General features: G+C 43.3%; 24 protein-coding genes, 17 tRNA genes and 1 pseudogene. 8 read left to right on the forward strand and 34 right to left on the reverse strand.

Translation table 11 applies throughout. The features are described 5' to 3' along the window. Positions 1-7: 7 nt before the first annotated feature. From LAY57_RS21080 to LAY57_RS21170, 19 genes are all read right to left on the reverse strand, one after another. Positions 8-81: transfer RNA gene (locus LAY57_RS21080), tRNA-Leu, on the reverse strand. Between the two features lie 84 nt (positions 82-165). Continuing rightward, a complete protein-coding gene (locus LAY57_RS21085; RefSeq protein ID WP_249068831.1) occupies positions 166-417 on the reverse strand; it encodes a hypothetical protein in 252 nt (83 codons plus the stop codon). Positions 418-550: 133 nt separating this feature from the next. Then, positions 551-623 (reverse strand) — tRNA-Lys (locus LAY57_RS21090). Between the two features lie 34 nt (positions 624-657). Continuing rightward, a tRNA-Pro gene (locus tag LAY57_RS21095) sits at positions 658-730 on the reverse strand. Positions 731-734: 4 nt separating this feature from the next. After that, positions 735-812, reverse strand: a tRNA-Leu gene (locus LAY57_RS21100). Between the two features lie 6 nt (positions 813-818). Next, positions 819-895, reverse strand: a tRNA-Leu gene (locus tag LAY57_RS21105). Between the two features lie 6 nt (positions 896-901). Beyond that, positions 902-977, reverse strand: a tRNA-Gln gene (locus LAY57_RS21110). Positions 978-982: 5 nt separating this feature from the next. After that, positions 983-1,059: transfer RNA gene (locus LAY57_RS21115), tRNA-Gln, on the reverse strand. A 10-nt stretch (positions 1,060-1,069) separates the two neighbouring features. Further along, a tRNA-Asn gene (locus LAY57_RS21120) sits at positions 1,070-1,144 on the reverse strand. 7 nt (positions 1,145-1,151) lie between these two features. Then, positions 1,152-1,225, reverse strand: a tRNA-Phe gene (locus tag LAY57_RS21125). A gap of 6 nt (positions 1,226-1,231) precedes the next feature. Continuing rightward, positions 1,232-1,318, reverse strand: a tRNA-Ser gene (locus tag LAY57_RS21130). Positions 1,319-1,322: 4 nt separating this feature from the next. After that, positions 1,323-1,404, reverse strand: a tRNA-Tyr gene (locus LAY57_RS21135). A gap of 7 nt (positions 1,405-1,411) precedes the next feature. Next, positions 1,412-1,483, reverse strand: a tRNA-Glu gene (locus tag LAY57_RS21140). A gap of 138 nt (positions 1,484-1,621) precedes the next feature. Further along, positions 1,622-1,692 (reverse strand) — tRNA-Trp (locus tag LAY57_RS21145). A gap of 3 nt (positions 1,693-1,695) precedes the next feature. Next, positions 1,696-1,770 (reverse strand) — tRNA-Met (locus tag LAY57_RS21150). Between the two features lie 11 nt (positions 1,771-1,781). After that, positions 1,782-1,854: transfer RNA gene (locus LAY57_RS21155), tRNA-Cys, on the reverse strand. Positions 1,855-1,857: 3 nt separating this feature from the next. After that, positions 1,858-1,935 (reverse strand) — tRNA-Glu (locus LAY57_RS21160). 7 nt (positions 1,936-1,942) lie between these two features. After that, positions 1,943-2,016 (reverse strand) — tRNA-Asp (locus LAY57_RS21165). A 14-nt stretch (positions 2,017-2,030) separates the two neighbouring features. Continuing rightward, the gene (locus LAY57_RS21170; RefSeq protein WP_249068832.1) at positions 2,031-2,219 is read right to left on the reverse strand and encodes a hypothetical protein; all 189 of its coding nucleotides are present in this window, start codon (positions 2,217-2,219) and stop codon (positions 2,031-2,033) included. Positions 2,220-3,474: 1,255 nt separating this feature from the next. Here LAY57_RS21170 and LAY57_RS21175 point away from each other — a divergent pair. Next, positions 3,475-3,669, forward strand: a complete 195-nt coding sequence (locus LAY57_RS21175; protein ID WP_249068833.1) for a hypothetical protein — start codon at positions 3,475-3,477, stop codon at positions 3,667-3,669. A 158-nt stretch (positions 3,670-3,827) separates the two neighbouring features. Here LAY57_RS21175 and LAY57_RS21180 read toward each other — a convergent pair. The 7 genes and pseudogenes from LAY57_RS21180 to LAY57_RS21210 all read right to left on the reverse strand — a co-directional run. Then, positions 3,828-4,370, reverse strand: a pseudogene (locus LAY57_RS21180) (filamentous hemagglutinin N-terminal domain-containing protein); the annotation flags it as partial. Between the two features lie 24 nt (positions 4,371-4,394). Beyond that, a complete protein-coding gene (locus LAY57_RS21185; protein WP_249068834.1) occupies positions 4,395-6,854 on the reverse strand; it encodes a two-partner secretion domain-containing protein in 2,460 nt (819 codons plus the stop codon). After that, positions 6,841-7,002 (reverse strand): two-partner secretion domain-containing protein, encoded by a 162-nt coding sequence (locus tag LAY57_RS21190; RefSeq protein WP_249068835.1) that lies wholly within the window; start codon positions 7,000-7,002, stop codon positions 6,841-6,843. The genes LAY57_RS21185 and LAY57_RS21190 overlap by 14 nt, the downstream gene beginning before the upstream one ends. Next, positions 6,999-9,641, reverse strand: coding sequence for a CHAT domain-containing protein (locus tag LAY57_RS21195; RefSeq protein ID WP_249068836.1), 2,643 nt, complete (start codon positions 9,639-9,641; stop codon positions 6,999-7,001). The genes LAY57_RS21190 and LAY57_RS21195 overlap by 4 nt, the downstream gene beginning before the upstream one ends. A 17-nt stretch (positions 9,642-9,658) precedes the next feature. Next, positions 9,659-11,851, reverse strand: coding sequence for a CHASE2 domain-containing protein (locus LAY57_RS21200; RefSeq protein ID WP_249068837.1), 2,193 nt, complete (start codon positions 11,849-11,851; stop codon positions 9,659-9,661). Between the two features lie 62 nt (positions 11,852-11,913). Further along, positions 11,914-12,708, reverse strand: a complete 795-nt coding sequence (locus LAY57_RS21205) for a DUF928 domain-containing protein (RefSeq protein ID WP_249068838.1) — start codon at positions 12,706-12,708, stop codon at positions 11,914-11,916. A 113-nt stretch (positions 12,709-12,821) separates the two neighbouring features. Beyond that, complete coding sequence (locus LAY57_RS21210) at positions 12,822-13,589, reverse strand: DUF928 domain-containing protein (protein ID WP_249068839.1); 768 nt, start codon at positions 13,587-13,589, stop codon at positions 12,822-12,824. A 383-nt stretch (positions 13,590-13,972) separates the two neighbouring features. On the opposite strand from LAY57_RS21210, the gene LAY57_RS21215 reads away from it, so the two are divergent. Then, a complete protein-coding gene (locus LAY57_RS21215) occupies positions 13,973-14,188 on the forward strand; it encodes a hypothetical protein (RefSeq protein WP_249068840.1) in 216 nt (71 codons plus the stop codon). Continuing rightward, positions 14,176-14,619, forward strand: coding sequence for a type II toxin-antitoxin system VapC family toxin (locus LAY57_RS21220; protein WP_249068841.1), 444 nt, complete (start codon positions 14,176-14,178; stop codon positions 14,617-14,619). Before LAY57_RS21215 ends, LAY57_RS21220 begins: the two co-directional genes overlap by 13 nt. A gap of 25 nt (positions 14,620-14,644) precedes the next feature. Here LAY57_RS21220 and LAY57_RS21225 read toward each other — a convergent pair whose 3' ends face one another. The 4 genes from LAY57_RS21225 to LAY57_RS21240 form a co-directional block, all read right to left on the reverse strand. Beyond that, entirely contained in the window at positions 14,645-15,034 is a 390-nt protein-coding gene (locus LAY57_RS21225) for a helix-turn-helix domain-containing protein (RefSeq protein ID WP_249068842.1), read from the reverse strand. Between the two features lie 179 nt (positions 15,035-15,213). Continuing rightward, entirely contained in the window at positions 15,214-15,879 is a 666-nt protein-coding gene (locus LAY57_RS21230) for a PspA/IM30 family protein (protein WP_249068843.1), read from the reverse strand. Between the two features lie 126 nt (positions 15,880-16,005). Further along, a complete protein-coding gene (locus tag LAY57_RS21235) occupies positions 16,006-16,395 on the reverse strand; it encodes an alr0857 family protein (RefSeq protein ID WP_249068844.1) in 390 nt (129 codons plus the stop codon). Between the two features lie 16 nt (positions 16,396-16,411). Beyond that, positions 16,412-16,957, reverse strand: coding sequence for an HNH endonuclease (locus LAY57_RS21240; RefSeq protein WP_522729854.1), 546 nt, complete (start codon positions 16,955-16,957; stop codon positions 16,412-16,414). A 419-nt stretch (positions 16,958-17,376) separates the two neighbouring features. On the opposite strand from LAY57_RS21240, the gene LAY57_RS21245 reads away from it, so the two are divergent. Both LAY57_RS21245 and LAY57_RS21250 read left to right on the forward strand, forming a co-directional pair. Then, positions 17,377-17,715 (forward strand): hypothetical protein, encoded by a 339-nt coding sequence (locus LAY57_RS21245; protein ID WP_249068845.1) that lies wholly within the window; start codon positions 17,377-17,379, stop codon positions 17,713-17,715. Between the two features lie 161 nt (positions 17,716-17,876). Continuing rightward, positions 17,877-18,170 (forward strand): hypothetical protein, encoded by a 294-nt coding sequence (locus LAY57_RS21250; protein ID WP_249068846.1) that lies wholly within the window; start codon positions 17,877-17,879, stop codon positions 18,168-18,170. Between the two features lie 321 nt (positions 18,171-18,491). Here LAY57_RS21250 and LAY57_RS21255 read toward each other — a convergent pair whose 3' ends face one another. The 4 genes from LAY57_RS21255 to vapB form a co-directional block, all read right to left on the reverse strand. Next, a complete protein-coding gene (locus LAY57_RS21255) occupies positions 18,492-18,917 on the reverse strand; it encodes a type II toxin-antitoxin system VapC family toxin (RefSeq protein ID WP_249068847.1) in 426 nt (141 codons plus the stop codon). Further along, entirely contained in the window at positions 18,914-19,144 is a 231-nt protein-coding gene (locus tag LAY57_RS21260) for a hypothetical protein (RefSeq protein ID WP_249068848.1), read from the reverse strand. The genes LAY57_RS21255 and LAY57_RS21260 overlap by 4 nt, the downstream gene beginning before the upstream one ends. Before the next feature lie 227 nt (positions 19,145-19,371). Continuing rightward, the gene (locus LAY57_RS21265) at positions 19,372-19,707 is read right to left on the reverse strand and encodes a hypothetical protein (RefSeq protein WP_249068849.1); all 336 of its coding nucleotides are present in this window, start codon (positions 19,705-19,707) and stop codon (positions 19,372-19,374) included. A gap of 142 nt (positions 19,708-19,849) precedes the next feature. After that, positions 19,850-20,077, reverse strand: coding sequence for a type II toxin-antitoxin system VapB family antitoxin (gene vapB, locus LAY57_RS21270; RefSeq protein ID WP_249068850.1), 228 nt, complete (start codon positions 20,075-20,077; stop codon positions 19,850-19,852). Between the two features lie 322 nt (positions 20,078-20,399). Here vapB and LAY57_RS21275 point away from each other — a divergent pair, with 322 nt between their 5' ends. The 3 genes from LAY57_RS21275 to LAY57_RS21285 are packed head-to-tail and all read left to right on the forward strand — an operon-like array spanning position 20,400 to position 21,815. After that, positions 20,400-20,696, forward strand: a complete 297-nt coding sequence (locus tag LAY57_RS21275; protein WP_249068851.1) for a DUF4258 domain-containing protein — start codon at positions 20,400-20,402, stop codon at positions 20,694-20,696. 4 nt (positions 20,697-20,700) lie between these two features. After that, positions 20,701-20,943, forward strand: coding sequence for a YgiT-type zinc finger protein (locus tag LAY57_RS21280; protein ID WP_249068852.1), 243 nt, complete (start codon positions 20,701-20,703; stop codon positions 20,941-20,943). A 2-nt stretch (positions 20,944-20,945) separates the two neighbouring features. Continuing rightward, a complete protein-coding gene (locus LAY57_RS21285) occupies positions 20,946-21,815 on the forward strand; it encodes a GIY-YIG nuclease family protein (RefSeq protein ID WP_249068853.1) in 870 nt (289 codons plus the stop codon). The last annotated feature ends 138 nt before the right edge of the window (positions 21,816-21,953 follow it).

Here is a 21,953-nt window from a genome sequence, read left to right on the forward strand (position 1 = left end):
GCACCAATGCCCCTGACTGGATTTGAACCAGTAACCTCCTCGTTCTAAGCGAGGCACCTCTTCCTGTTGGGCTACAAGGGCAACAAAAGTTTAAAGTATGAAGGATAAAGGTTGAAAAAATATCTTTATCCTTCTTTAAATCAATTCAATTAAGGTAAACCTTTTTTATTTTTGCCGATGAACTGTTATCCGCTTACCGGGGTCTTGCTTCTTGACCCAAGCAAGGAATTTCTGCATCTGAGGTTCGTTTCTCAGTTTTTCCGGGGTGTTTAGTTCGTTGGCAAGATACTTGTTGTCAAATAAAACGTGGATTTGGCGATGGCAAGCCGAACAAATATCGATCGTTGGGCTTGTTTCTACTTTCTGGCGTTTGGTGCTTTGTCTGGGAACTAAGTGATGGGCGGTTAAACGTTCCATCTCTCTTTCGCAGAGTTCACAGGGCAGTGTTTGTTTTGACAGAACTTTGAAAGTCATCGTTTCGCAGATTTCGGAATTGCGATCGCTTCCCAGACATTTTCACTTTCTTACTCTCCTCATTTTAGTAAATTTATGGGGTATACAGGAGTCGAACCTATCTGAGTCAGATTAAAAGTCTGATGCACTAGCCGCTATGCCAATACCCCATACACAAGATAGCCCCATATCACAGGGGCAAAGTCGGGATGGTTGGATTTGAACCAACGACTCCATGCTCCCAAAGCATGGCTTCTGGCCGCTGAATTACACCCCGTTGATGCTCCTGGTGGGACTCGAACCCACAATTTAAAAACAAATTTTAAGTTTGCCGCGTCTACCAATTGCACCACAGGAGCGAACTTTGGTACTCCTAGTGAGATTTGAACTCACACATGACTGTTTTTGAGACAGCCGCCTCTTCCAGTTGGGCTACAGGAGCAAAATTTGGCTGCCCCGCCAGGGTTTGAACCTGGAATCTTCGCGTTCAAGGCGCGAAATGTTGCCAGTTACACCACAGGGCAATGATTGGCTGCCGGGGCAGGGCTTGAACCTGCAATCTCATGGGTCAGGGCCATGCGACTTTACCGATTCGTCTACCCGGCAATAAAATGAATGGCTGCCTCAGTAGGACTTGAACCTACAACCGCGCGGTTAACAGCCGCTTGCTCTGCCATTGAGCTATGAGGCAATGCCAGCCCCCCAGGTCAGTATCGAACTGACGACCTCTTGTTCTTCAAACAAGCGCTGCTACCAACTGAGCTACCGGGGGATAAAACGGAGAGGGAGGGATTTGAACCCTCGACGGTTATTACACCGCTCTTTCTTAGCAGGAAAGCGCCTTAAGCCACTCGGCCACCTCTCCACAATGGGTCGGGCAAGATTTGAACTTGCAACGCTTTAAGCTACTGTTTTACAGACAGATACCTACGCCAATAGGTGAGCCAACCCAGAATGATTCCCCCGACGGGGTTTGAACCCGCAATCTCTGCTTTGAAAGAACAGCGACTTAACCATTTGTCCACGGGGGCAAAATCTACTCCGTGCAAGTTTGAGAAGCTTATTTTTCAGCCCCCAAGTTGGTGGAGGCTGTAGGATTTGAACCTACTCCAATCCGAAGATTGAATACCAAGTTTGTAAGCTTCTACTATGAGGTCACGCAGTAGAACGCAGAGACTAGGATTTGAACCTAGAACATCGATTTTGGAGATCGAGATGTTGCCGTTACACCATCCCTGCATTTGGTAGCAGCGGCGGGACTTGAACCCACATTAACCAAGGTATGAGCTTGGGACTTTGCCATTAAGCTACGCTGCTATGTCGTGCCAAGGTCAGAGTGGGATTTGAACCCACGCTAGTCGGTTTTGCAGACCGACGCCTTACCAACTTGGCGACCTGACCATTTGGTAGTCCCGACGAGGTTTGAACTCGCAATCTTCACTTTGAGAGGGTGACGGCTTAAACCAATTCGCCTACGGGACTATTTAAGCGAGACTGACGGGATTTGAACCCGCGACTTCCTGTTAGACAGACAGGCACTCTAGACCGCTGAGTTACAGTCTCATAAATCGAGCAGTTTATGCCGCAGTTTCAGCGATACTGCTCTTTTGATGTGGGGTTATCTTGCGATCGCCTAATGCCTTGTATAATTTAAACTCTGTTGACCTCTGACGCTTGCGTACAGTTTTAATGTAGTTTTGCAGCTTTTCATCAGCAACAGCTTGTTTGGCTTGCCCGATCTCCTCTGGGAGAGGATATGGTTTCAACCAATTACTCAGTGTTCCTTTCGGTACTCCAGTTTGCTGGTGAATTTCCCTAAGTGATAGGTGTTTTTCACTCGCAGTTGGATTACCTTTGCTTTCACTGAGCTTAAATCTTTTGGCATTAGACTATCTTTTATGAATCAACTACTTAATAAGAGATTAAATTAAGTTGCTGGTTCAGAAAACAAGCTAACCGCACTTGTTACAGCTAGGTATTGTGTACCTCCACTGTTAACTTCTTTGCTTAAACAATGAAATGGGTGAAATTATTCAGTTTTCAAGGTTCGGTTGGGCTTGGGGTGAGGCTTTTGGCTCTCTCTCCCTCGCCATATATTTATACTACATACTATACTACAAAGTGTCAAGGGTTTTGGTAAAATTTTTTTGATGAAGGGGTTGATTTTGGCTATAACCTAGTAATTGCAAGGGTTTGGGGGTAATATATGGGCCGATCGATCTGGTTACGGCACACTACAAGAAGGCAAGCTTTAGTCACCTTATGGTTTCACGAGAGGGTTCTGACGATACGGAGGGATACTACAAGGGAGTGGGGCAATAGGTTGGTAGGGCGATCGCACTATATATAGCTAGGGGCGTGGGTCAGAAGGTTCTATAATCAAGGGTTTCAGGAATTGAGAATGTCCTAACCGCCAAGGCGATCGCACTATATATAAGAAGTAGGCTAAGTTGAGAAAGTGGGCGATCGCGCTGTGGGACAGGGCCCAATAGGCGATCGGGTAGGGCGATCGCTTAAAAAATCAGATAATTGTTAAATTGCAGCTATAACTCACTGTGGGTACTTGTTGATAATACTGAGTTCTTTAATTCAGTGTAAATTCGCATTTAATTTACGAGAAATGTTTTTATAATTCTGGTATGTGCGGGTGGTGATGAAGAGATCAATATTCTGAACGCTACGCTATTAGCGTTTGCGATCGAGCTTATTTTGGAAAATTTAATAGGATTTGAAACTACGAAGCTCAGCGTTTTAAAGGCTTTTGCCCAGTAAGAGGCAGATTTGTGACCAAAAAGTATTAAAATTCCCATTGAATTGATTTTGCCGATCCTTGGGGATAATACCTTGGGGGGATGAAATTCCCTATTTAGGGCTTTTGACCAAAAAAGAGGCCAAAAAATCCGGAATTTGTGACATAGCGCTCTTTCTTTAAGTGCAAATCTCATTCAACATTTAAAAACAAAAGTAGGAAAAATTCTTACTTTTGAGAGGTCTAGAATTAGAAAGCTTGGAGGATATATTATGGGATACTACGATTTTAACGACCATTTTTGGTCACCGAAAGAGGTTTGCGGTCAATTACCGCTGAAAACCTGTAAAAAACGAGTTTGGGGAATTTGGAAGCTGACTGGATCTGTTGCGGGTGCGTTTTCACGTAAATACGATGGCGTTTCAGCGGATGTGAGCGGAAATCGCGATCGCACTCCGCCAGCTTAATTACTATTTGAAACCATTACTACAAGTTAACTCTGTAGGAGAAGCAATCTGGCCTTTAGCTACCACCAGTGCTAATTTTCCATCTGGGGTAAACGCCAATCCCGTCGCTTCTTGAATGGTGCGATCGGGGTGAATATACTCAAAGTCAAACGATGCCCTGAGTTTTGGACGGTAATATTCCCTGGATTTTGTCCCATCTGTAAACCAATGGGAACGCTGAGAGTCAGCAAGGGTGTGGCGGTAGGATTGATGGCGCTAAATTCCACTCCATCGGCAAACCGAATACTATTAGCCGTAGTACCGACAAACGAGCCACCAATATTCAACTGAGCATTGGGGCTAAACAGAATCCCAGCCGGATTGAGCAGAAACAAATTAGCGCTACCATTGGTTTTAATTAGTCCATCAATATTAGAAATATTGCCGCCTGTTACTCGACTGAAAATATTTTGTACGTCGATCGCATTGTTAAAAAAAGCTTCCCTACCTGTAGGAACTGAGAATTCTTGAAAGCTGTGAAACAAGTTGTCGCCAGCGCGAGTACCGCCTTCGATGTTGAAGGTATCGCCATTGGTTGTAACAGTGGAACGAACGGGTAAAGTTGCATCTGGGACAATCTGTGCCGAAGTAGAAGCCGCTAGCAGACAACCTGAAACGATCGACACGCTAGAGAAAATGAACCAGAAAAGAAAGGAATTCATAATGGTTATTTATTTACTTACTATTTATTTGCTGCAAATCAAATCTTCAGCATTCTTTAATTGCCCCGAATCAGCTACCAGCGATACTGTTCCATCTGGGCTAAAGGAAAATCCCGTTGCTTCTTGAATTGAGTAATTTGGGGATGAGGAATTTGTAATTTCTCGTATTTGATTTGCTGTGTCTTGTAACTGACCCACCGCTCTCACCTGTACTACTTCGTAGGGCATCAGCAAATTTTCCGGCGTTTCTGATAAACCACCGTTACCCGTGACTACAAAGCGTCCTTGCTGCGCGTTGTGCCCAGTCAGGCAACTGCTGGCGATCGCTTGGTCTTCTTGAAGAAAATTAGTTGTAGATGTTACCAGAAGTTGATTCTGCTCTAAATTGGGAGTAGAAATATCGACGATGCCACTTACTCCCAGTTGGGAAGAAGCGGTAATGTTACTATCAGCAGAGCGAAAAATACCTTGAGTAGCAATTTGAATATTACCACCTCGACCTTGTAGTGCATTGGCAGTGATGTTACTGTTTTCTAAGTTGACGATCGTACCAGCGTTGAGTGTAATATTGCCGCCATTGCCACTACCACCTGCCTCTGCACTGATAAAGCTACCATGACGCATCTGCAAAAGGTCAGCAATCTGGAGGTCAATGTTGCCGCCTTCACCGACTTTGGTAGAGGCTGAAATGTTGCCACCGGTTTCCAGTTGGATTTGATCGGCATTAATCCTCAAAGTGCCGGCATTGCCTGGTCCTTGGTTTTGCACAAAAATTCTGGCATCATTGCTCACTTTCAGAACCAGTGTGTTGATCGTCACCTGACCGGCATCTCCACGGAGATCCCCTCCAAAACCCCTAAAACTAAGCCCAGCCGCACCAATATAGCTAGTATCTTGAGTGGAGACTCGATCCTTAACTTCAACCCACTCAGACGCATTGATCCTGAGCGTGCCGGCATTTCCTCGATCCAAAGTAGAGGCTGATAGAATTCCACCATTTTGAACTGACAAAGTGCGGGTGTTAATTGTGAGGTTGCCTGTATTTCCAGAGCCAAAGGTTGAAACTGAGAGTAGAGAAGGGGGTGTAGTCAGTCCATATACATCTCCAGGCGGAGGAGTCGGACTAACGATAAGGATGCTATCTGCCTGAACCATAAGATTGCCACCCGGCCCCAAGTCATAGGTTCTAGCTCCCACCTGGCCGCCATTGGTGATAGAAAAGTTTTGGGTGGTGATGGACACATTACCTCCAACACCATCGGCATGAGTTGTTGCAAAGATTTGACTACTTCCTGCAAAGCTTCCTATCCCCGATCGACCTGAGACGTTTAACTCGTTGGTAGCATTCAAAATGATGTCACCCCCCCGGCCATCGCTAAAGGTACGGTTGCGGACGACACCTCCATTCTTAATCTGGATCAGAGGAGATGTCAGGGTAATGTTTCCCGCCGCTCCCGTTGATTGTGTTTCACTGATGACACTGCTAGGGTTGCTTAAGTCTGGGGCAATTCCGCTAATATGCAACGATTCGGTCGCGTTAACTGTAATATTGCCAGCTGGCTGATTTCCCTGATTTTGTAGTAAGACAATTGAGCCACTTTCAATATTGACTTGTTGGCCTTGCATTTGCACTGAGCCGGCCGTGAAGCCGCTCACATCAGCAAGGGCGTTTTGGTTCATCTGGATGTTGCCAAAGCGGTTGGTCGCTGGATAAGTCATTGTCCATCCTTGAGGATGGGGATTGAGAATGGCGCTGCCATTTGTGACACTGCCCAATTCAATGCGCCCTCCAGATGCGGAGAGCAATCCCCCCTCCAAGGACAAATTGCCACCGATTAAGGCAAGGGTGTTTCCAGGTTTAACTTTTAAGTTGTATGAGTCGGGATTCAAGCCGGAAACGTCGGTAAAAAAAGTAAATTGTGCAGTGTGTCCTGTTCCTTGCACGACGATCGCTCCCGGATTGCTACCAAATTGTAAGCCGATCGGCACGCTGATGTTCAGTAGGGTAGAAGGAGCTTGGTTATTATTAGCACTGAAGGTAAAACCTTTGTCAAACAAAATGCTGTTAGCTGTGGTAGCTACAAACGAACCTTTGAGATCCAGTCTCGCTCCCGCACCAAAAATAATCCCGTTCGGGTTAAGAAAAAATAGATTTGCATTACCTAATATGCCTAAAATGCCGTTGATGTTGGAAGGATTAATACCTGTAACTCTGGTGAAAATATTGGTAATTCCTTCTGGGTTAGTAAAGAATGCTCCCCTGCCAGATTGAATGTTGAATTCTTGGAAGCTGTGAAATAAATTAGTACCGTTAATGGTGCCGCCATCGATGCGATCGCTCGGTAAGCCATTAATTTCCACATTTGGCGTGACTGTAGTTCCGACCGTGCGATCGGGTACGATTTGACCGAAACTTGGCAGTGCGATAAAAATCTCCACTGGCAATAGCCAAAACCACATCGAGCATAATTTACTTAATTTCATAGAAGTGTTCCTTGTTAGAAATATTGCCACCAGTGACGCGACTGAAAATGTTCTGCAGGTCGATCGCATTATTGAACAAAGCTTCTCTACCTATATGAACAGCGAATTCTTGAAAGCTGTGAAACAAGTTACCGCCAGCGCGGCTCACTGCCAATTACCAACTAAAACAAAGGGCGACCAAATTGCTGGATGACCGTTAGGATCGGCAATTAATTTCATTTGTGATTGTCGCAATGCTTCTGCTTTCGTAACTCCTGGTTGTTGGAGAAGTTTGTAAAAGTTTTCAATTAACGGTAAGGTATCGGCATCGTTGACAAACCAAAGACTGGCAAAGGTGGTTTGTACCCCAGATCTCAATGCAACACCAGCAATACCAAGCGTAGAGCGATCGTTTCCCGCCGCAGTTTGGCAAGCACTTAGGGTGAGCAGTTCGATCGGATGTTTACTTTGGCGTAGCACTTTCTCAAATTCGTTTAGGGATACTCTTCGATCGAAAACTTGCAGAAATGTACTATTAGGATCGGCACCAAATTTACCGTGAGTTGCTAAGTGAACTATTGGATAGTTGCCTTTGTTAATTTGCTTTTCTAAATTAGCTAAGGTGAAATCCTTATCTAAAAATCTCTTTCCTCCCACAATCTCTTGGATATCTTGAGTTTCTTTGGGAACGTTGGGTAAGGGAGCGAAAGGAGGTATTTCGGCACTCAATCCAAATATTAAAGCGTTGGCATTAGCTAGGTCTGATTTTTTATTAGAAGTTAGGTGTAAACCTAGTGTGGTAGCAATGGCGTACTTTTCAACTAAATATTTCTTGCCGTCGTACAAAGCTGCCATCGGTACATTTCTCAAAACGCCATCGTTAATAAATAGGAGCGTACTGGGTTTGGCTTTTTCTAAATCTGCCGCCATTGGTGCGATCAGCCAATCATAAACTTTCTGGCTTTCTAGTAAATATTCATCAGTTGAGATATCTTCTAAGGTGAATCGGAGACGATCGATTTTTTTTTCCATTTCCTGATGCGAGATCCCTACCTCATATCGTTTAACAGAGCCATCTGGTAAACTCAAAATGAGATATGTGCGATCGCGTAAAATAATCGAATTGATAACGGCGGTGTTGGTTTTGGCTATTACGGACTTCGGATCGCTTTTATCTCGCGCTACTTCCGTGCATTCATCACCGAAAAAGTTTTGCAATTCAGCTAATTGCAATAATTCTACAACTTGCAACGCATCTTCTATTTTGGATTTGGCATCATCACCGGAATATTTTTCGCTTTCATTTAATAGCAAAGCAATCAATTCTCGATAAACTGGTTCTACCGAATCTCTGAGGTCAAATTGCAAGTCTTTGCTAGCAGCAGCCAAGTCGCTACGAATACTTTGAAGCGTCACGATCACTTCTTTGTAAGATGCAATTGCTAGTTCGTTTTGTCCTTGAGCCTTGTAAATTCGTCCCGTTTGTGATTGCCAACGATATAGACTATCGGCGGCATTTGCTTGTTGGGCGGCTAATGCAGCTTGCTGGGTGAGTTGCATTGCTGCTTCCCAGTTTTGGGCTTGTTCGTAAACTTTTCCTAATGCTCCCACAGCAAAGGATTCAGCGCGTTTATCCCCTATGTTTCGGGTAATGCCAATCGCTTTTTGTAAGGTTTGAGCTTTCAGTTGTTGATTATTGCGATTTGCATTTCCGATGATTTCAGCCGCGCTAATTAGCGCGTAGGCTTTGGGACGAGAGTCTGGTGTTGCGTCCAAAAGTGCGATCGCTTGCGTATAATAATTGCCGATCGCATCTGTTTTTGGTGTTGGTAATTGTTGTAAGAATTGAGCTAAATTCAATAAGGCTTTGGCGTGCGGTATTCCACCTAATGATTTACTTGCTTCTAACGCACGTTCGTAATTCGATCGAGCAGATGCTGCATCTTGTTGGGCTAAATCCATCAGGTGGTTTTTTTCTTTATCATCTCCTTCTCGTTCGGCTGCATTAGCTTGTAATAAATACCGTTGATAGCGACGATTAAAAACACTTCCCAAGTTATTTAAGTTTGCGCCAATTAAACTGGAATTTTTTAATGTGGTTGCCAAATTTAAACTAGCTTGGTAAGCTGCGATCGCTTTGTCCAATTCTCCAGCAGCAGAATAGGCATTTCCTAATGCTCCTTGTGCGGCTACTTCGGTTGTGCGATCTTGATTTTTACGCGCTAAATCCACAGCAGACTGCAAAATTGGCATTGCTTGGCGAAATTGTCCCAAAGCGTTGTAAGCTTGTGCTTGTTCGGTTAATACTTGCGCCAAGAAACGGCGAGATTCTGAATCTGAGAAAGATTGATAAATTTTGGCTGCTTTTTCCCAGTTAGAAATCGCTTCTCCTAATTCCCCAATTTGGCGATAAGCAGTCCCCAAATTGGTATGAATTATCGCTTTTTGTTTTCGATCGGATGTTTGGGTTAGTGATTCCTGCCAAAGTGCGATCGCTTCTCGGTATTGTCCGGCATTGTAGCGAATGCTGCCTTCATCTCCTAAGCTATTTTCTGAGTTTGCAGCAATTAATTGATAACTGTTTTGGGCAACGCCTTTGTCTATGGCGATCGCGATTGAGTGAGTGGTTAAAGTATGCCCCAATAAACAGCTAATCAAACTAATAGCAAATAACAATATTTTTGTGATTATGGGAAATCTTTTTATTTTTAAACGCAGATGAAGCGCAGATACACGCAGATGTACGCAGATAATTTTAAACATATTGATATATTTTGGTAAATACCCTGAGAACTGTTTTGATTTCACGATCGTACTCCCTAATTTTAAATTGGTATTTGAATTATAAACTCTGCTCCTTTTCCAGGGGCAGAGATACAACTCAATTTGCCTTTGTGGGTTTCTTCCACAATTTGGCGACTGATTGATAAACCCAAACCCGTGCCTTTGCCTACTCCTTTAGTTGTAAATAATTGCTCAAATACTTTTTGCTGCACGCTTTCCGGTATGCCAGGGCCATTATCCTTGATTCGGATGGCTACCATAGAATTATCTTCGCACATTTCTGTCTTAATTGTAATCATATTGGGATTGGCTTTAATTTCATCTAAAGATCGTCCTTGGCTTAGTTCATCAAAGGCATCAATCGCATTACTCAATAAGTTCATTATTACCTGATTTAATTGACCTAAGTAACAACTTACCGCAGGCAGTTCGCCATATTCTTTAATAACTTTAATTTCGGAGCCGTTACTATTAGGCTTCAGACGGTGTTTTAAAATCATCAAGGTACTATCAATCCCGTCATGGATGTTGCACGCTACCTTATTAGCTGTATCGCTACGGGAGAAAGTCCGTAGCGATACGCTGATTTCCTTGATTCGGTTCATACCAACCTGGGTTGATTTAACTAGATTGGGAAGATCTTCTAACGTATATTCAAGCTCTATTTCGGTAGCATTTTCTTCGATTTCTGCGCCGGGATTGGGAAATTTTTCTTGATATAGTTTTAAATGCTCGCTCAAATCTTGGACATACTCTTGCATATGGGTGAGATTGCCAGAAACAAAACCGATCGGGTTATTGATTTCGTGAGCAACTCCCGATACTAATTGACCGAGGGCTGACATTTTTTCACTATTAACTAATTGCAATTGCGATCGCTGTAATTCCTCTAAAGCTTGTTCCAGATTTTTTACTGTTTGCTCTAAAATGGCATTCATTTCTTGCAATTTGCTGACATAAATGTCACATCCAATTGCTATCGTTGATGCCAGTAAAGCTAGCAATGGGGAGACAACAGGAATCCACCAACCTGCTAAAAAGCTTAAGTAACTGATGGGTAATATACTGATACCTACCCCCAAGACAAGTGCGGTAACTTTGCCAATAAAAAAGTTCCCGTTGTCGTGTCGCCATTTCCAAGCAAAGACAGGAATTATCCCAGCCCAAACTAAAATCCATAAGTTTTCTACTGGTTTAGGCCAAACTTGAATTAAGGGCCGATCGTCTAACACCGAACTCAATATTTGACTGGCTATATTTGCTTGAATTTCAACTCCAGAAGTCCGCACCGGACTGCTGCTGAAACCGGCACTGTAAGGCGTGTAAAAAACATCATTCAGGCTATTTGCTTTGGCACCAATTAAAACTATGCGATCGCGAATCAAATCCGGTGGAACTCGGTTATCTAATACATCCATTATCGATACGGTTTGGAATGTGCGGGCAGGCCCCCGAAAATTTAGTAAAATCTGGTAACCTCCCGCATCTGCACGGACGTAGCCGCCATCATTCTTCTCAAAAGGAGCAAAAATAGTTTTCCCTAATTGCAGAAAGCCATTTTGGTCTGCTTTAGGGGTAATTCCTCGCTCTTTTAAGTAAAGCATCGCTACAGCTAATCCCAAACTTGGTAATCCTTCGTTACCTTCAGGCATGGGAAACAAAATTGCACGACGGATAACTCCATCGGAATCTACAACCACATCGTTAGCACTTACTTGTCCCAATTTGGCAAGAATGGGAGGAGGTGCGATCGTAGAACTATATTTATCTCCGATCGCTTTTTGAATTCCGATTAAATTAGGTGTTGTCTTAAAGACTTTAGCTAAGCGATTGTAACCCGTTTCTACAGGCAAGTTTCGATATAAATCCAGCCCAATTGCTTTTGGTTGTTGTTGCTTGATTTTCTCTAACAATTGTGCTAAAATTTCATCAGAACAAGGCCATTTTTTCAGCCTAGTAATATCCGATTCTTCGACGCTGACAATCAAGATACGCTTGTCAAGCGGTTCTTGTGGACGCAGGCGAAAACGCAGATCTAAGGCTGCTAATTCTATAGGTTGGAGCCATCCCAAAAGCCTGATTCCAATGGTGACTCCTGCTACTCCAGAGGTTACGAGCGTCACCCCTCGCCATTGCCAAACTAGCTGTTTTAACTGCGTTTTCAGCCGAGTTAGGGATTGCAACGGTAAGGCAATCGAAAAATTATGAAATACTTTATATAAGTAATTATTCATGGGATGGTCGTTCTCAATAGTGACAGGAGTAATATGCAATCAGAAATCCCTGCCAATTCCCACTACTCATTAGCTACTAGAAGTTGTGGTTCGGAGATGGGAACTTGAGATAAACCTACTCGATCGAGGAGAAAGCGAAAATACTGATAATTCAATTCATCTTTCCGGTCTGCAAAATAAGCTTTAGAAAGAGTGGCAATTGTGTCATACCAAATGCCTGACTGTGCATAAATAGCAGCGCTTTGGCGAAGTATTTGTGCAGAAGAAGTGTGTTCTGAGTTTAAAGATATCATCTGGGTATTTGTTGGCGTTGGATTGGCAACTCGCATAATCCAACTCCGTACATATATATTCTCGGAGGGACGCTTATCGTTGCACAGAAGGGATACTGTCCAGCGATATACTTTACCGACGGACAACTCCGGCGCATCTTGGGGCAATTCCAGCTGGACAATGCCACTTTTATCACTGCGGAACTGCTTAACTAGCAAGGGTTTTGCTACTCCAGGCTCTACTAAAGCAAACTGCATCGGCATTGATGACGCTGATGAGACGTACCAGGAGAAGGTGGGACGACCTGTAGCTGTCAATCCGACGTGATCGCTGGGAATTAGTAATGTGAGCGATCCAAAAGAGCCTGTGGGACATCCTCGCGATCCGGCTCCGTCGGTGCGTTGGATGCGGTCTCGACCGCCTGGGGGGACATAATCTGAAAAGTTATTCGCTGAGGCTTTGGCACTCAAAACGCTCAATTGCCCCCATTTTGTCAAGAAATCTTCGTGCCAGATACCGCCAGATAGGAGAAGTGCGAGAAAGCCTGTTCCGGCAACTATGGTGAAAAATTTAGTCTTAGCCATAAGTAATGGGATTGGTGCGATCGCAAATTGTTTTCCTTGCCCTCAACCGAATTTGCCAGCTAAAAATTGCTCTGGTTGAGGGAATATGACTTTATTCAGGAGTCGGCTTTTTCTCAATTATTAGCTGCTACTTGTGCCACACCAACTTGCTTGAGCAGTGTGTTCAGCATATCCAAAGCTTGTCTTTCCCCTGGGTTAGCAAGATGAAACTTGTAAAGGGTAGCTACTGCATCTTGCCAAATACCCGATTGAGCATAAACCAAGGCCCGATCGCGATCGTCACCAGCAGCAGCTAACTTTTGATTTAATACAGGTGAGATAGAAGCCCTCTCGATCCACGCACGAGCATAAATATTTTCCGAAGGACGCTTCTGGCTGCAAAGTAAAGCAACCGTCCAGCGATACTGCTTACCTACCGCCAGTTCTGAAACATTCGCCGGAATTTCCACCTTCACTATGCCAGCTTTGTCAACTTTGAGTTGTTGTTGGAAAATCGGTTGAGTTGCTCCTGGCTCTACCAAACTAAACTCCATCGGTACGTTTGCAGCATTTGATACATACCAAAAGAATGTCGGGCGACCTGAGACTGTTTGTGCAATATGGTCGTTGGGTGTGAGCAGGTTTAAAGATACGGGAACAGAATTAGTACATCCTCGCGAACCGCTACCTTCCGTTCTTTGGGGTCGAGATCGATCGCTGGGAGGAACGTACTGTTTTACCTCGGCTGCATTCGCTACCGATCCATGTCCAGTCAGTTGGGGTAAAAAAGAATTCTTAAATGAAATATTGCTAAGACTGCTAAGTATGGTAAAACTACTTAGCAAACTAAATGAGGTGACTCCGAGCGCTATGGCCCTTGAAAGCGGATTGAGTTTCAGCATAAAACGGCCTTTCACTTATGATAGAAAGCTTGTTCCCGACTTGGTTAAGTTAAATTTAACCTTTTCGATACATTGTAAAATATAAAAGTAAAGAATTCGTGAAGATTTTTTACCCAGCTACCAGCCAAACCAACCAAAACTCACATTCCGTACCTCAACTGTCACAATCGGTTTTTACGTATTTTTATCGGCAAATAAAGCTATAAATTATACTAGTATTCAGTATATTAACGAACCGTGGATGAGCTTCCAGGATTTGTTCGAGAGTTTCGCGATCGCATTTTGGGGAAGATAAACGCGATCGCTCTGGCAACATCACTCCTTGGTAGCGACTCGCTCTGTGTATATTAGACTCAGGGTAAGAGAATCACAGGAGACAGTCAATGTCTAACTATACAGAGGTCTTGAAACAAGCAAGAGAACTCACTCCAGAGGAGCAACTGAAGCTGATAAACGATTTGATATCAGTAGCTCGTCATCAAGTTATGGCTAGACCAAGGCGTAGTATTCTGGAGTTGCGGGGGTTGGGTAAGGAAGTTTGGAAAGATATTGATGCTCAAGAATATGTAAATCAGGAACGCGATTCATGGAATGGTTAATTCAGCTACAGGGGCAAATAGTTGGATTAGATAGTGCGCCCCTAATTTACTATATTGAGGAAAATCCAATTTATTTGCAGATAGCAGACGCTTTCTTTGAGGCGTTGAATCGCGGTGAGTTTAGGGTTGTCACATCTGTTTTAACTCTATCGGAAGTGCTTGTCTATCCTTTGCGACAAGGTAACGCAGCGTTAGCGCAGGAATATCTTGATATTCTTTTCTATCAACAAGGTTTGAGTACCATTGAAGTTACTTCTGATATAGCTCAAGCAGCTGCACAATTGCGGGCTGTTCATAATTTGCGAACAGCAGATGCAGTTCAAATGGCTACGGCTATTAATGGGGGTGCTTCGTTTTTTTTGACGAATGATGCACGTTTACCTTCTTTACCGGGGCTAACAGTTTTAGTTTTGGAACAACTGAGAGTTTGAGCGATTTAGCTGAAGTGCAATTCTTTTACAAAAAGAGCGCAGGTGATACGTGGAAAAATTCTCCTAGTGCTTTGGCTTGATTCTTACTAATGCTTCTTTTGCCATTAATCACCTCTGAAGTGATACCCTTATAACCAAAAACTTCTATCAAATCCTTTTGTTTTAGCTCTTTGGCTAGCATCAATTCATTCAATATGTCATGGGGTGTTGCAGCTTTTAGTTGATAGTGTTTATCTTCATATTGCTCAATGAGGGTTACCAGCAAATCAAACACTTCGGCTTGCTCATCTGTCAGTTCCTCACCTAAATCCATGAGCTTTTCCACCTCTTTTACGAGGCGCTTATGCTCATCTTCTGTATGAATAACTCTTGGCAAGGTTTCAGCTAGTAGTCTTGTGTACTCTTCCTTATTCATTGTGTTAGTTATTCCTTCCATTTTTATCGCTATATTCTGTGTAGGTTAAAACTCCATAAATCTTACTAAATTCAACAAGTGCTTTACGGCTGATGACTTATCTTCTACAACTGCTCCATTTGCTTTCTGAATTCTTCTAAATTTTTGTCAAAAATTGAATTGGATGGCGAATAAAATGACTAAACAGCAGATTGCTCACTATTTGGAGAAGATATGGATAACTGCTCTTTCATTTTCATAAGTTCATCATCAATGTCAATTTCTAGTTCCTGTATTTCAGATTGGCTTTGCACATGAAAATCAATCATTTGACCTGTTTGGCAACGAGGTTGCTTCAGAATTTGCCTTACGTCTTCTAAAGCTGCTGCATTTAATTCGATCATTTGCACAATAGCTGTTTGCTGTTGAAATAGTTGAGATTTCATATTTTCCAGATCGCGTTCTAGCTTACGTATTCGAGTTTCCAAATCAGTGTAAGATAAATTAGTTATAGACTGAGAAATGTATGTTAGCTGATTAGCTTTTTGTTCGGGCGAACAGTTAATACTATTAGTAAGCGTATTATTTAGTGTATCACTATGACCGTTAAAGTTCCTTCTGAGGTTAGCGATCCTCTCTTTTTGTTCATCTAACAGTGCTTTCAAATTACTAGCCTTTTTAGTCAATACCTCTTTATAAAACTGAATTTCGTTAAGGGCTGATTCATCATTTCCTACCTTTAAAGTACGTTGATATAGGCTTTCCCATTTATCTGCTTCAGCTTGTGCTTTTTTATAATCTCGTTCAGCAATTGTGAGGGCGTGGATGTTTCCAGCAAGGGCCGATCGCAATTCACTAGCGTCCATAGCTCAGTATGATTTGTGCTAATAAGTCATTTTACTGAATTATCCCATACTCTGATTCTCGATTGGCTACCAAGCGAAACCAACAGAAAGGGGTAAGCAAGATGCCCACCCCCACAACTTGAGTTATTATTCCTTCACGCAAGAAGCTCCAAGTTGCGCTTCTTGCCAGAGTTTGAACAAGAAGAACTCCGTTCGATCGCTCATCGAGACGACGAACACACCTTCATCTTTGTCAGTACCCGCCGAAACCCAAGTTCCGTGCAAGCTGACTTCGACATATTCTGCATCACCAGCACATAGAGAGATGATTTCAGAGTCTTCGCGCCGCGCCTCAGCTTCCAGACGATCGATCCCTGGTAAGTCGGCAGGCAGCAAAAACGAAGCCGTGCTAGGTTCGACACAGATATGCCAACCAGCTCGCAGCGACAGAATCACTCTTGCCGTGACCCAATCTTCGACAAATTGAGCCAGACGCTCTAATTGAAAGCTATTTTCGGTGTAAGTGAGTTTCAGCATGATCGGGTATCTCCCGCTACTCCAGATTTTCTTGCTGTTGTTCGCGCCAGAACTGTTCGGCAAAAGTGACAACTGGGTGCATTGGTGCTTTCGGTTGGGTACGGAGTGGCATTCCGGCTTGTACAGGAGTGCGATCGCCTTTCCGAGAATTACACCTCTCGCAGGCAGTAACTACGTTATCCCAACTGTGTTTTCCGCCTTTTGACCGGGGAATTACGTGATCTAGCGTTAAATTTTTGGTGCTACCGCAGTATTGGCAGGTGTAACGATCGCGCCGCAGAACCTCACGCCGATTCACCGGCGGGACATTCCAGAGTCGTTCGTTACCAGAGAAAGTGAGACGGATCTGTTTTGGTACGTCGAACACCACAGAAGGCGATCGTACTTGCCATCCTTTCTCCTCCGTATGAGTCAGCGGTTCCGCCTTCCCACTCACCAGCAAAACAATTGCACGCTTGATATTGATTCGACTCATTGGCAGGTAGTTCTTGGAAAAAACTACTACCGACTGAGTTAAGACATCAGTTGGGCTACGCCTATGAGGTTGCGATGCGATCGTCACGACTTCACTCCTTATACAAAAACCCCCGCCTCTGTTTGGTTAGAAGCGGGGATTGGAAGGCTTTGGGGTCTTCTTGTCCTATATAGGTACAGTTACTCTGAGTCTGTACCTCCCGCTTCGTTTAATTGGATCTCCGGCTAGATTGGGCCGATGATTGCCGATCGAAAAATCGTCTTTTATCTCTGTTCCTTGTTCTCCTAAACCATAGATCACCCTAAACAGGCCATGCACGCCAATACCCCCGCCTAAGCGCCATGAGGCACTTCTACCAACGCCGAAGCGATTGGCCGGGGGCATTTGACTGGAAAGGGACTGTTGGTTGTTCACAGGAGTAATTGTTGAAGGCTGTAAATTTTAAATCTTACTTTTAAAATACTACACTTGTATTATAGATTTGTCCACCCATCTGGAGAAAAATTATGCACGCCTTAACCCGTACCGCCACCACCGACATGGACGTTACCAGCATACGCTTGGAACGAGACTTAAAAGATAGACTCAAAGACTTGGCTGGCAACCAAGGCTATCAAGCGCTGATTCGCGAAGTCCTGTGGAATTACGTCCAACAGAAATCGGGTGGCTATAAACCCCAGTTTTCGAGATCTGACATTCGGGCAAGTATTCCAGCTACAGCGGAACGAGAAGAACGTTGCGTCCTCACAGGCCAGTTTATCCGACCACAAGAACCTATGTTCCTGGGACTCACGGGCCACGGAGAGTTGGTTCCTCTCAGTGTGGAAAGTTTGGCAGCCAGTTAAAGGTTGTCGTAAGTTTAGGAGTAGCGCGATCGCCACAAGGCGCGATCGCCACATAGCGTTTTCTAGTTTCTCTGGTTCCCAGGTTCCACCTGGGAACACAGGCAAACCTATCTAAATGGATCTCCGGCACGCTACGCGAACGATAGGGGTAAATTGAAGTCGTGAAATCAACTTTATATATAACGGCAAAAGTTTTGCCAGGAAACAGAATTGAAATTCAATCTCCCAGCCTTTCGGTGGGAGAAACTGTCGAAGTAGTTATTCTAGTTCCAGAACCTACTCCTGATTCTGTTGAAGATCGATATCTTTCCTTAGAACAACGTCAAGATTTCTTAAAATTACCAATGGCTGAACGCAGAGGTATTCTCGAAAGTCAAGCCGAGACAATGCTTGCTCACTATCAACAAGATTCTGATTGGAAGGAGTTAATGTCAGGTGACATCATTGACTACTAGCTCCGATCTACCTAAACGTGGAGAAATTTGGCTCTTCCGTACTTACTATGCTATTTGAGTAGAGGGGGAGAGTGGGAAAGGGGGAGAGGGGGAGAGTGGGAGAGGAGAAAAGAAATAAAAATGTTCTTAGGTGAACAAAAGCATAGCAACTCCGAAAGAGCCAGTTTCTGCAATTGACACTCTGCAACTGAGAGGTGTAGATTTACAAAGATTCATCCGCAGACTGGGTAATGTATCTGAGCTTACGATGTCAGAGATCGCTGTTGCCATTGTTTCTGTAATCGAATTCGAGGTCTAAGTTGTCTGCGTCCCGATCGACTACTATCTATCTTGCGCCCGCGATCGCTGCAACAACTCATGAATTGACAACACAGGTACAGGCGAATTCAAAAATCCTTGTGTATCGCGTGTCAAAATACCATCTAATCCTTGTATAACGGCACAAGCAATTTGAACAGCATCTTCAAAATCAACTAAACCAGATCTGAACGCTGATTCCAAGACTGCTCGATTAACTGGACAAATCACCATAGCAGTCATTGTTTCTGAAACTGCTTGCCGCGCTAGCGAGACACTGCGAGTGTGTCTTCGGGAAATATAAAAAATATCTGTAAGCGTTGTCGCTGTTACATATCCAACGACACGACCAGAATCGATCTCCTGAAACAACTGTTCCGCCTCCTGAAAAAACGGCTCTCGCTGCAACAGAAAATCTAGGACAATGTTGGTATCAACTAAGACTCTCACTGAAGAAACTTCTCCACCCGGCGCTGTTCTAACATCGCAGCCACTTCTTCATCCGTCGGTGCTGACAGGTCTGTTTTTAACAAGCCTCGCATTCGTCTAATCGCGCCAGAACGATCGGACTCAGAAATTGGTGTGTCTTGTAGGGACTCAATAATAGCGCTCACCAGTGCAAGGCGATCGCTGGGTGGTAGCTTGAAGACTTGCTCTTTCAATTCTTGTCGCAACATAGATGGCTCTTACGATCGAAGGTGTCTACTATCCAGTATGAACGATCGTGCGCTCTATTTATCCTGAATCATTGCTTTTAGATGAGCCAGAATTGCGAGACAGAGGTGTGGCAATCTTCTTCGCTGATCAACAAATCGTGTTGATAACTGGCATGAAACAAAACTTTACCGTTTTCGTCTTTAATTGGAACTTGTGCTGTTCCAGCGACACAATCTATATTTAGCTCTTAAATTATGAGACGGATTAAACGCTCAAAAATATCCCCATTTACTTTGCGAGCTTGATTAGATCTTCCTGAAGGTAGTGCATCGAGAGCAGCGCCGATAGATTGCTGAATCGTGTAGATAGTACAAATTAAAACTTGCCTCAATCCATCATCAGGTAACTGTCGATCGCGCAACTGTTCAAGAGCTTGTAAAAACTGAACAGAATTAGTTTCAAATACAGATTCCTCATACATCAAAGATGTATTAATTGGGCGCGTAATATTGTAATAGCCATCACTCTGATACTGATAAAACTGGTAGTGATTCTCGTTCTGCGAAACAATTCTAGCTTGCAAACCCGTCTCAATAAATTTTAGGTAGCTCTCACAAAAAGTTATGTAATCCTGAATATTTTGAAATCGTTTTTTATCAGTTGCATGAATTCTTTACTGTCTTGCAAGTACCAAAGAAAAGTATGAGTATCCAATAGTAATCTATTCATTCCATATATTCTTTCATATCCTCAAGCGGCTCATCAAAGTCATCAGGCAGTGGTAGAACAAACATTCCTTTCATCGTTCCGGCAACACGACGCTTCTTTGTCGGCTTTTCTTGGGTAGAGTTGTTAGCGTGCTTTTCTATCAAAAACTCTATATAATGAAGCACTTCTGTCTGAAGAGACTCAGGGAGTTCTTCTAATTTTTCTAAAATGACTGGCTGGATCATTGTTTCTTCTCGCGATCGCTACCCATCCACCCCATTAAAGCACCAACACTCAACGTCAGCAACATAGTACTCCCAGCTGACAAACTCTACTCTACACTCATTGGTATAATTCTAACATTCGGCTTCTACCAGGTCGATCGCCATTCCCCGGATTCTACCTGGAAACCCCATCCCAGCGGCTCTGCTTCCTCAAAATGTGTAAAACTAGAGAAACGAAGCTTGCGATCGCGATTTATCTCTATCCGGGGCATCTACCAACGATGCCCCGGAAGTCAGCATACTAAACTTGGTATCATGCAATGACTGTGTTTGAGATTCACAAGTGCCTCGTCAAGACATCGATCGCATCAGGGAAAAGATTCGTCTTTGCCAATATGATATGTCAGCCCATGCTATGGAAGAGATGGCAGAAGATTTGTTGACTATTCTGGATGTGGAAGAGGCTGTTTTAAGCGGTCAGGTCATCCGAGTGGAGAAAGACGACCCCAGAGGTACAAAATATGTAGTAGTGGGGAAGGCACTCGATCGACAAACTTCTGTGGGAGTAGTCGGACGTTTCGCTAGTAGCGGACGTTATCTCATCATTACAGTTTATGAAGTCACTGAGTTTGAAGGTTAATTCTATGTACGGATACAAATGTGAGTACTGCGAGGGAACAGTTCAACCCCGAACTGTCAAGCATGAAGCATTCAAACACCGAGATGGATTTGTTATTCTTGAAGATGTGACGATTGGGGTTTGTGACTGTTGTGGCAATCGTTACTACTCAGCTGATATTCTTCGCACAGTTCATGCCGTTGCAACTGGTGCAAAAAGACCGGAAAAAACTGTACAGATTCCAGTGACTCATCTAGAGTCTGCATAGTTATGACTAATTTTCCAATTTTTGTAGGACAGTTTACTTTACGCCAACGTCATCAACTTCCTGATAATCCAGGTATTTATTTTGTTATTGATGAACGTGATCAATTACTTTATATTGGTCAGGCTAAAAGTTTAAAAAGTCGTTGGTCTGGAGGAATACATCACCGTTACAAGCAATTTTCTCGAAAAGGATTAGACAAGATTGTTATTAGATATATTCTAACTTCGGTTTCAGAACTTGATAGGTTAGAGCGAGAGTATATCGACAGGTTTAAACCTTTGCTCAATGATAGTAAAGTTAAACAATATCTTCCTAAAACAAGTCCCAGGTTCTCAGAATTACAACGCTTACTTAAACTTACCAGTAAACCCCTGTTCCCTTCAGTACTCTACACAAGCAGAGATGGAGAAACAATCCCTAGAGAAGCTTGGGCTTTATTTCGGGGTTTTGTTGCAGGTGTATATCAAGAAAACCAGCCTCACATTATAGTAGTATGCCAACAAAACATGGGATCTATTTTATGGAAGAGTTCATCCGACCGAACCAAAAAACGTTTTTACATAGAAACAGATTCTAAGTATTTATCAGTTTGTTATTTATTTGATGCTAGACAAGCAATTTTGGTGTTTGTAGAGTTGTTCGATCCCGATTTGGCAGAGCCAATATTCAAAGAGGTTTATCCTAACTTAGTGGATTTTCAAATTGCTGGAGTAATGGTTAAGAAACTAATTAATCCGAATTTATTAATGTCCGCCTTACAAAAATCAACTTTTAAACGAGGTAGTGCAGCGCAAGATTATCTTTTGAGTATTTGTGGGAATTTACAAACTTTGCCTGCTGACATAAATTTAAATCAGCAGATAATGTGGTAAAATTTATTGTAAATATAACTTTATTAAGAAGTCGCTCCAAACTGTTGTTGATCGGCAAATACAGCTTGCTGAACCACACAGATAAATTGAAGCATTGTGTTTTCTGTTCTGGCGTGGGAATTTTTGACACACTTTACT

It is taken from the genome of Argonema antarcticum A004/B2 (genome assembly GCF_023333585.1).
In the GTDB taxonomy this organism is placed as follows: domain Bacteria; phylum Cyanobacteriota; class Cyanobacteriia; order Cyanobacteriales; family Aerosakkonemataceae; genus Argonema; species Argonema antarcticum.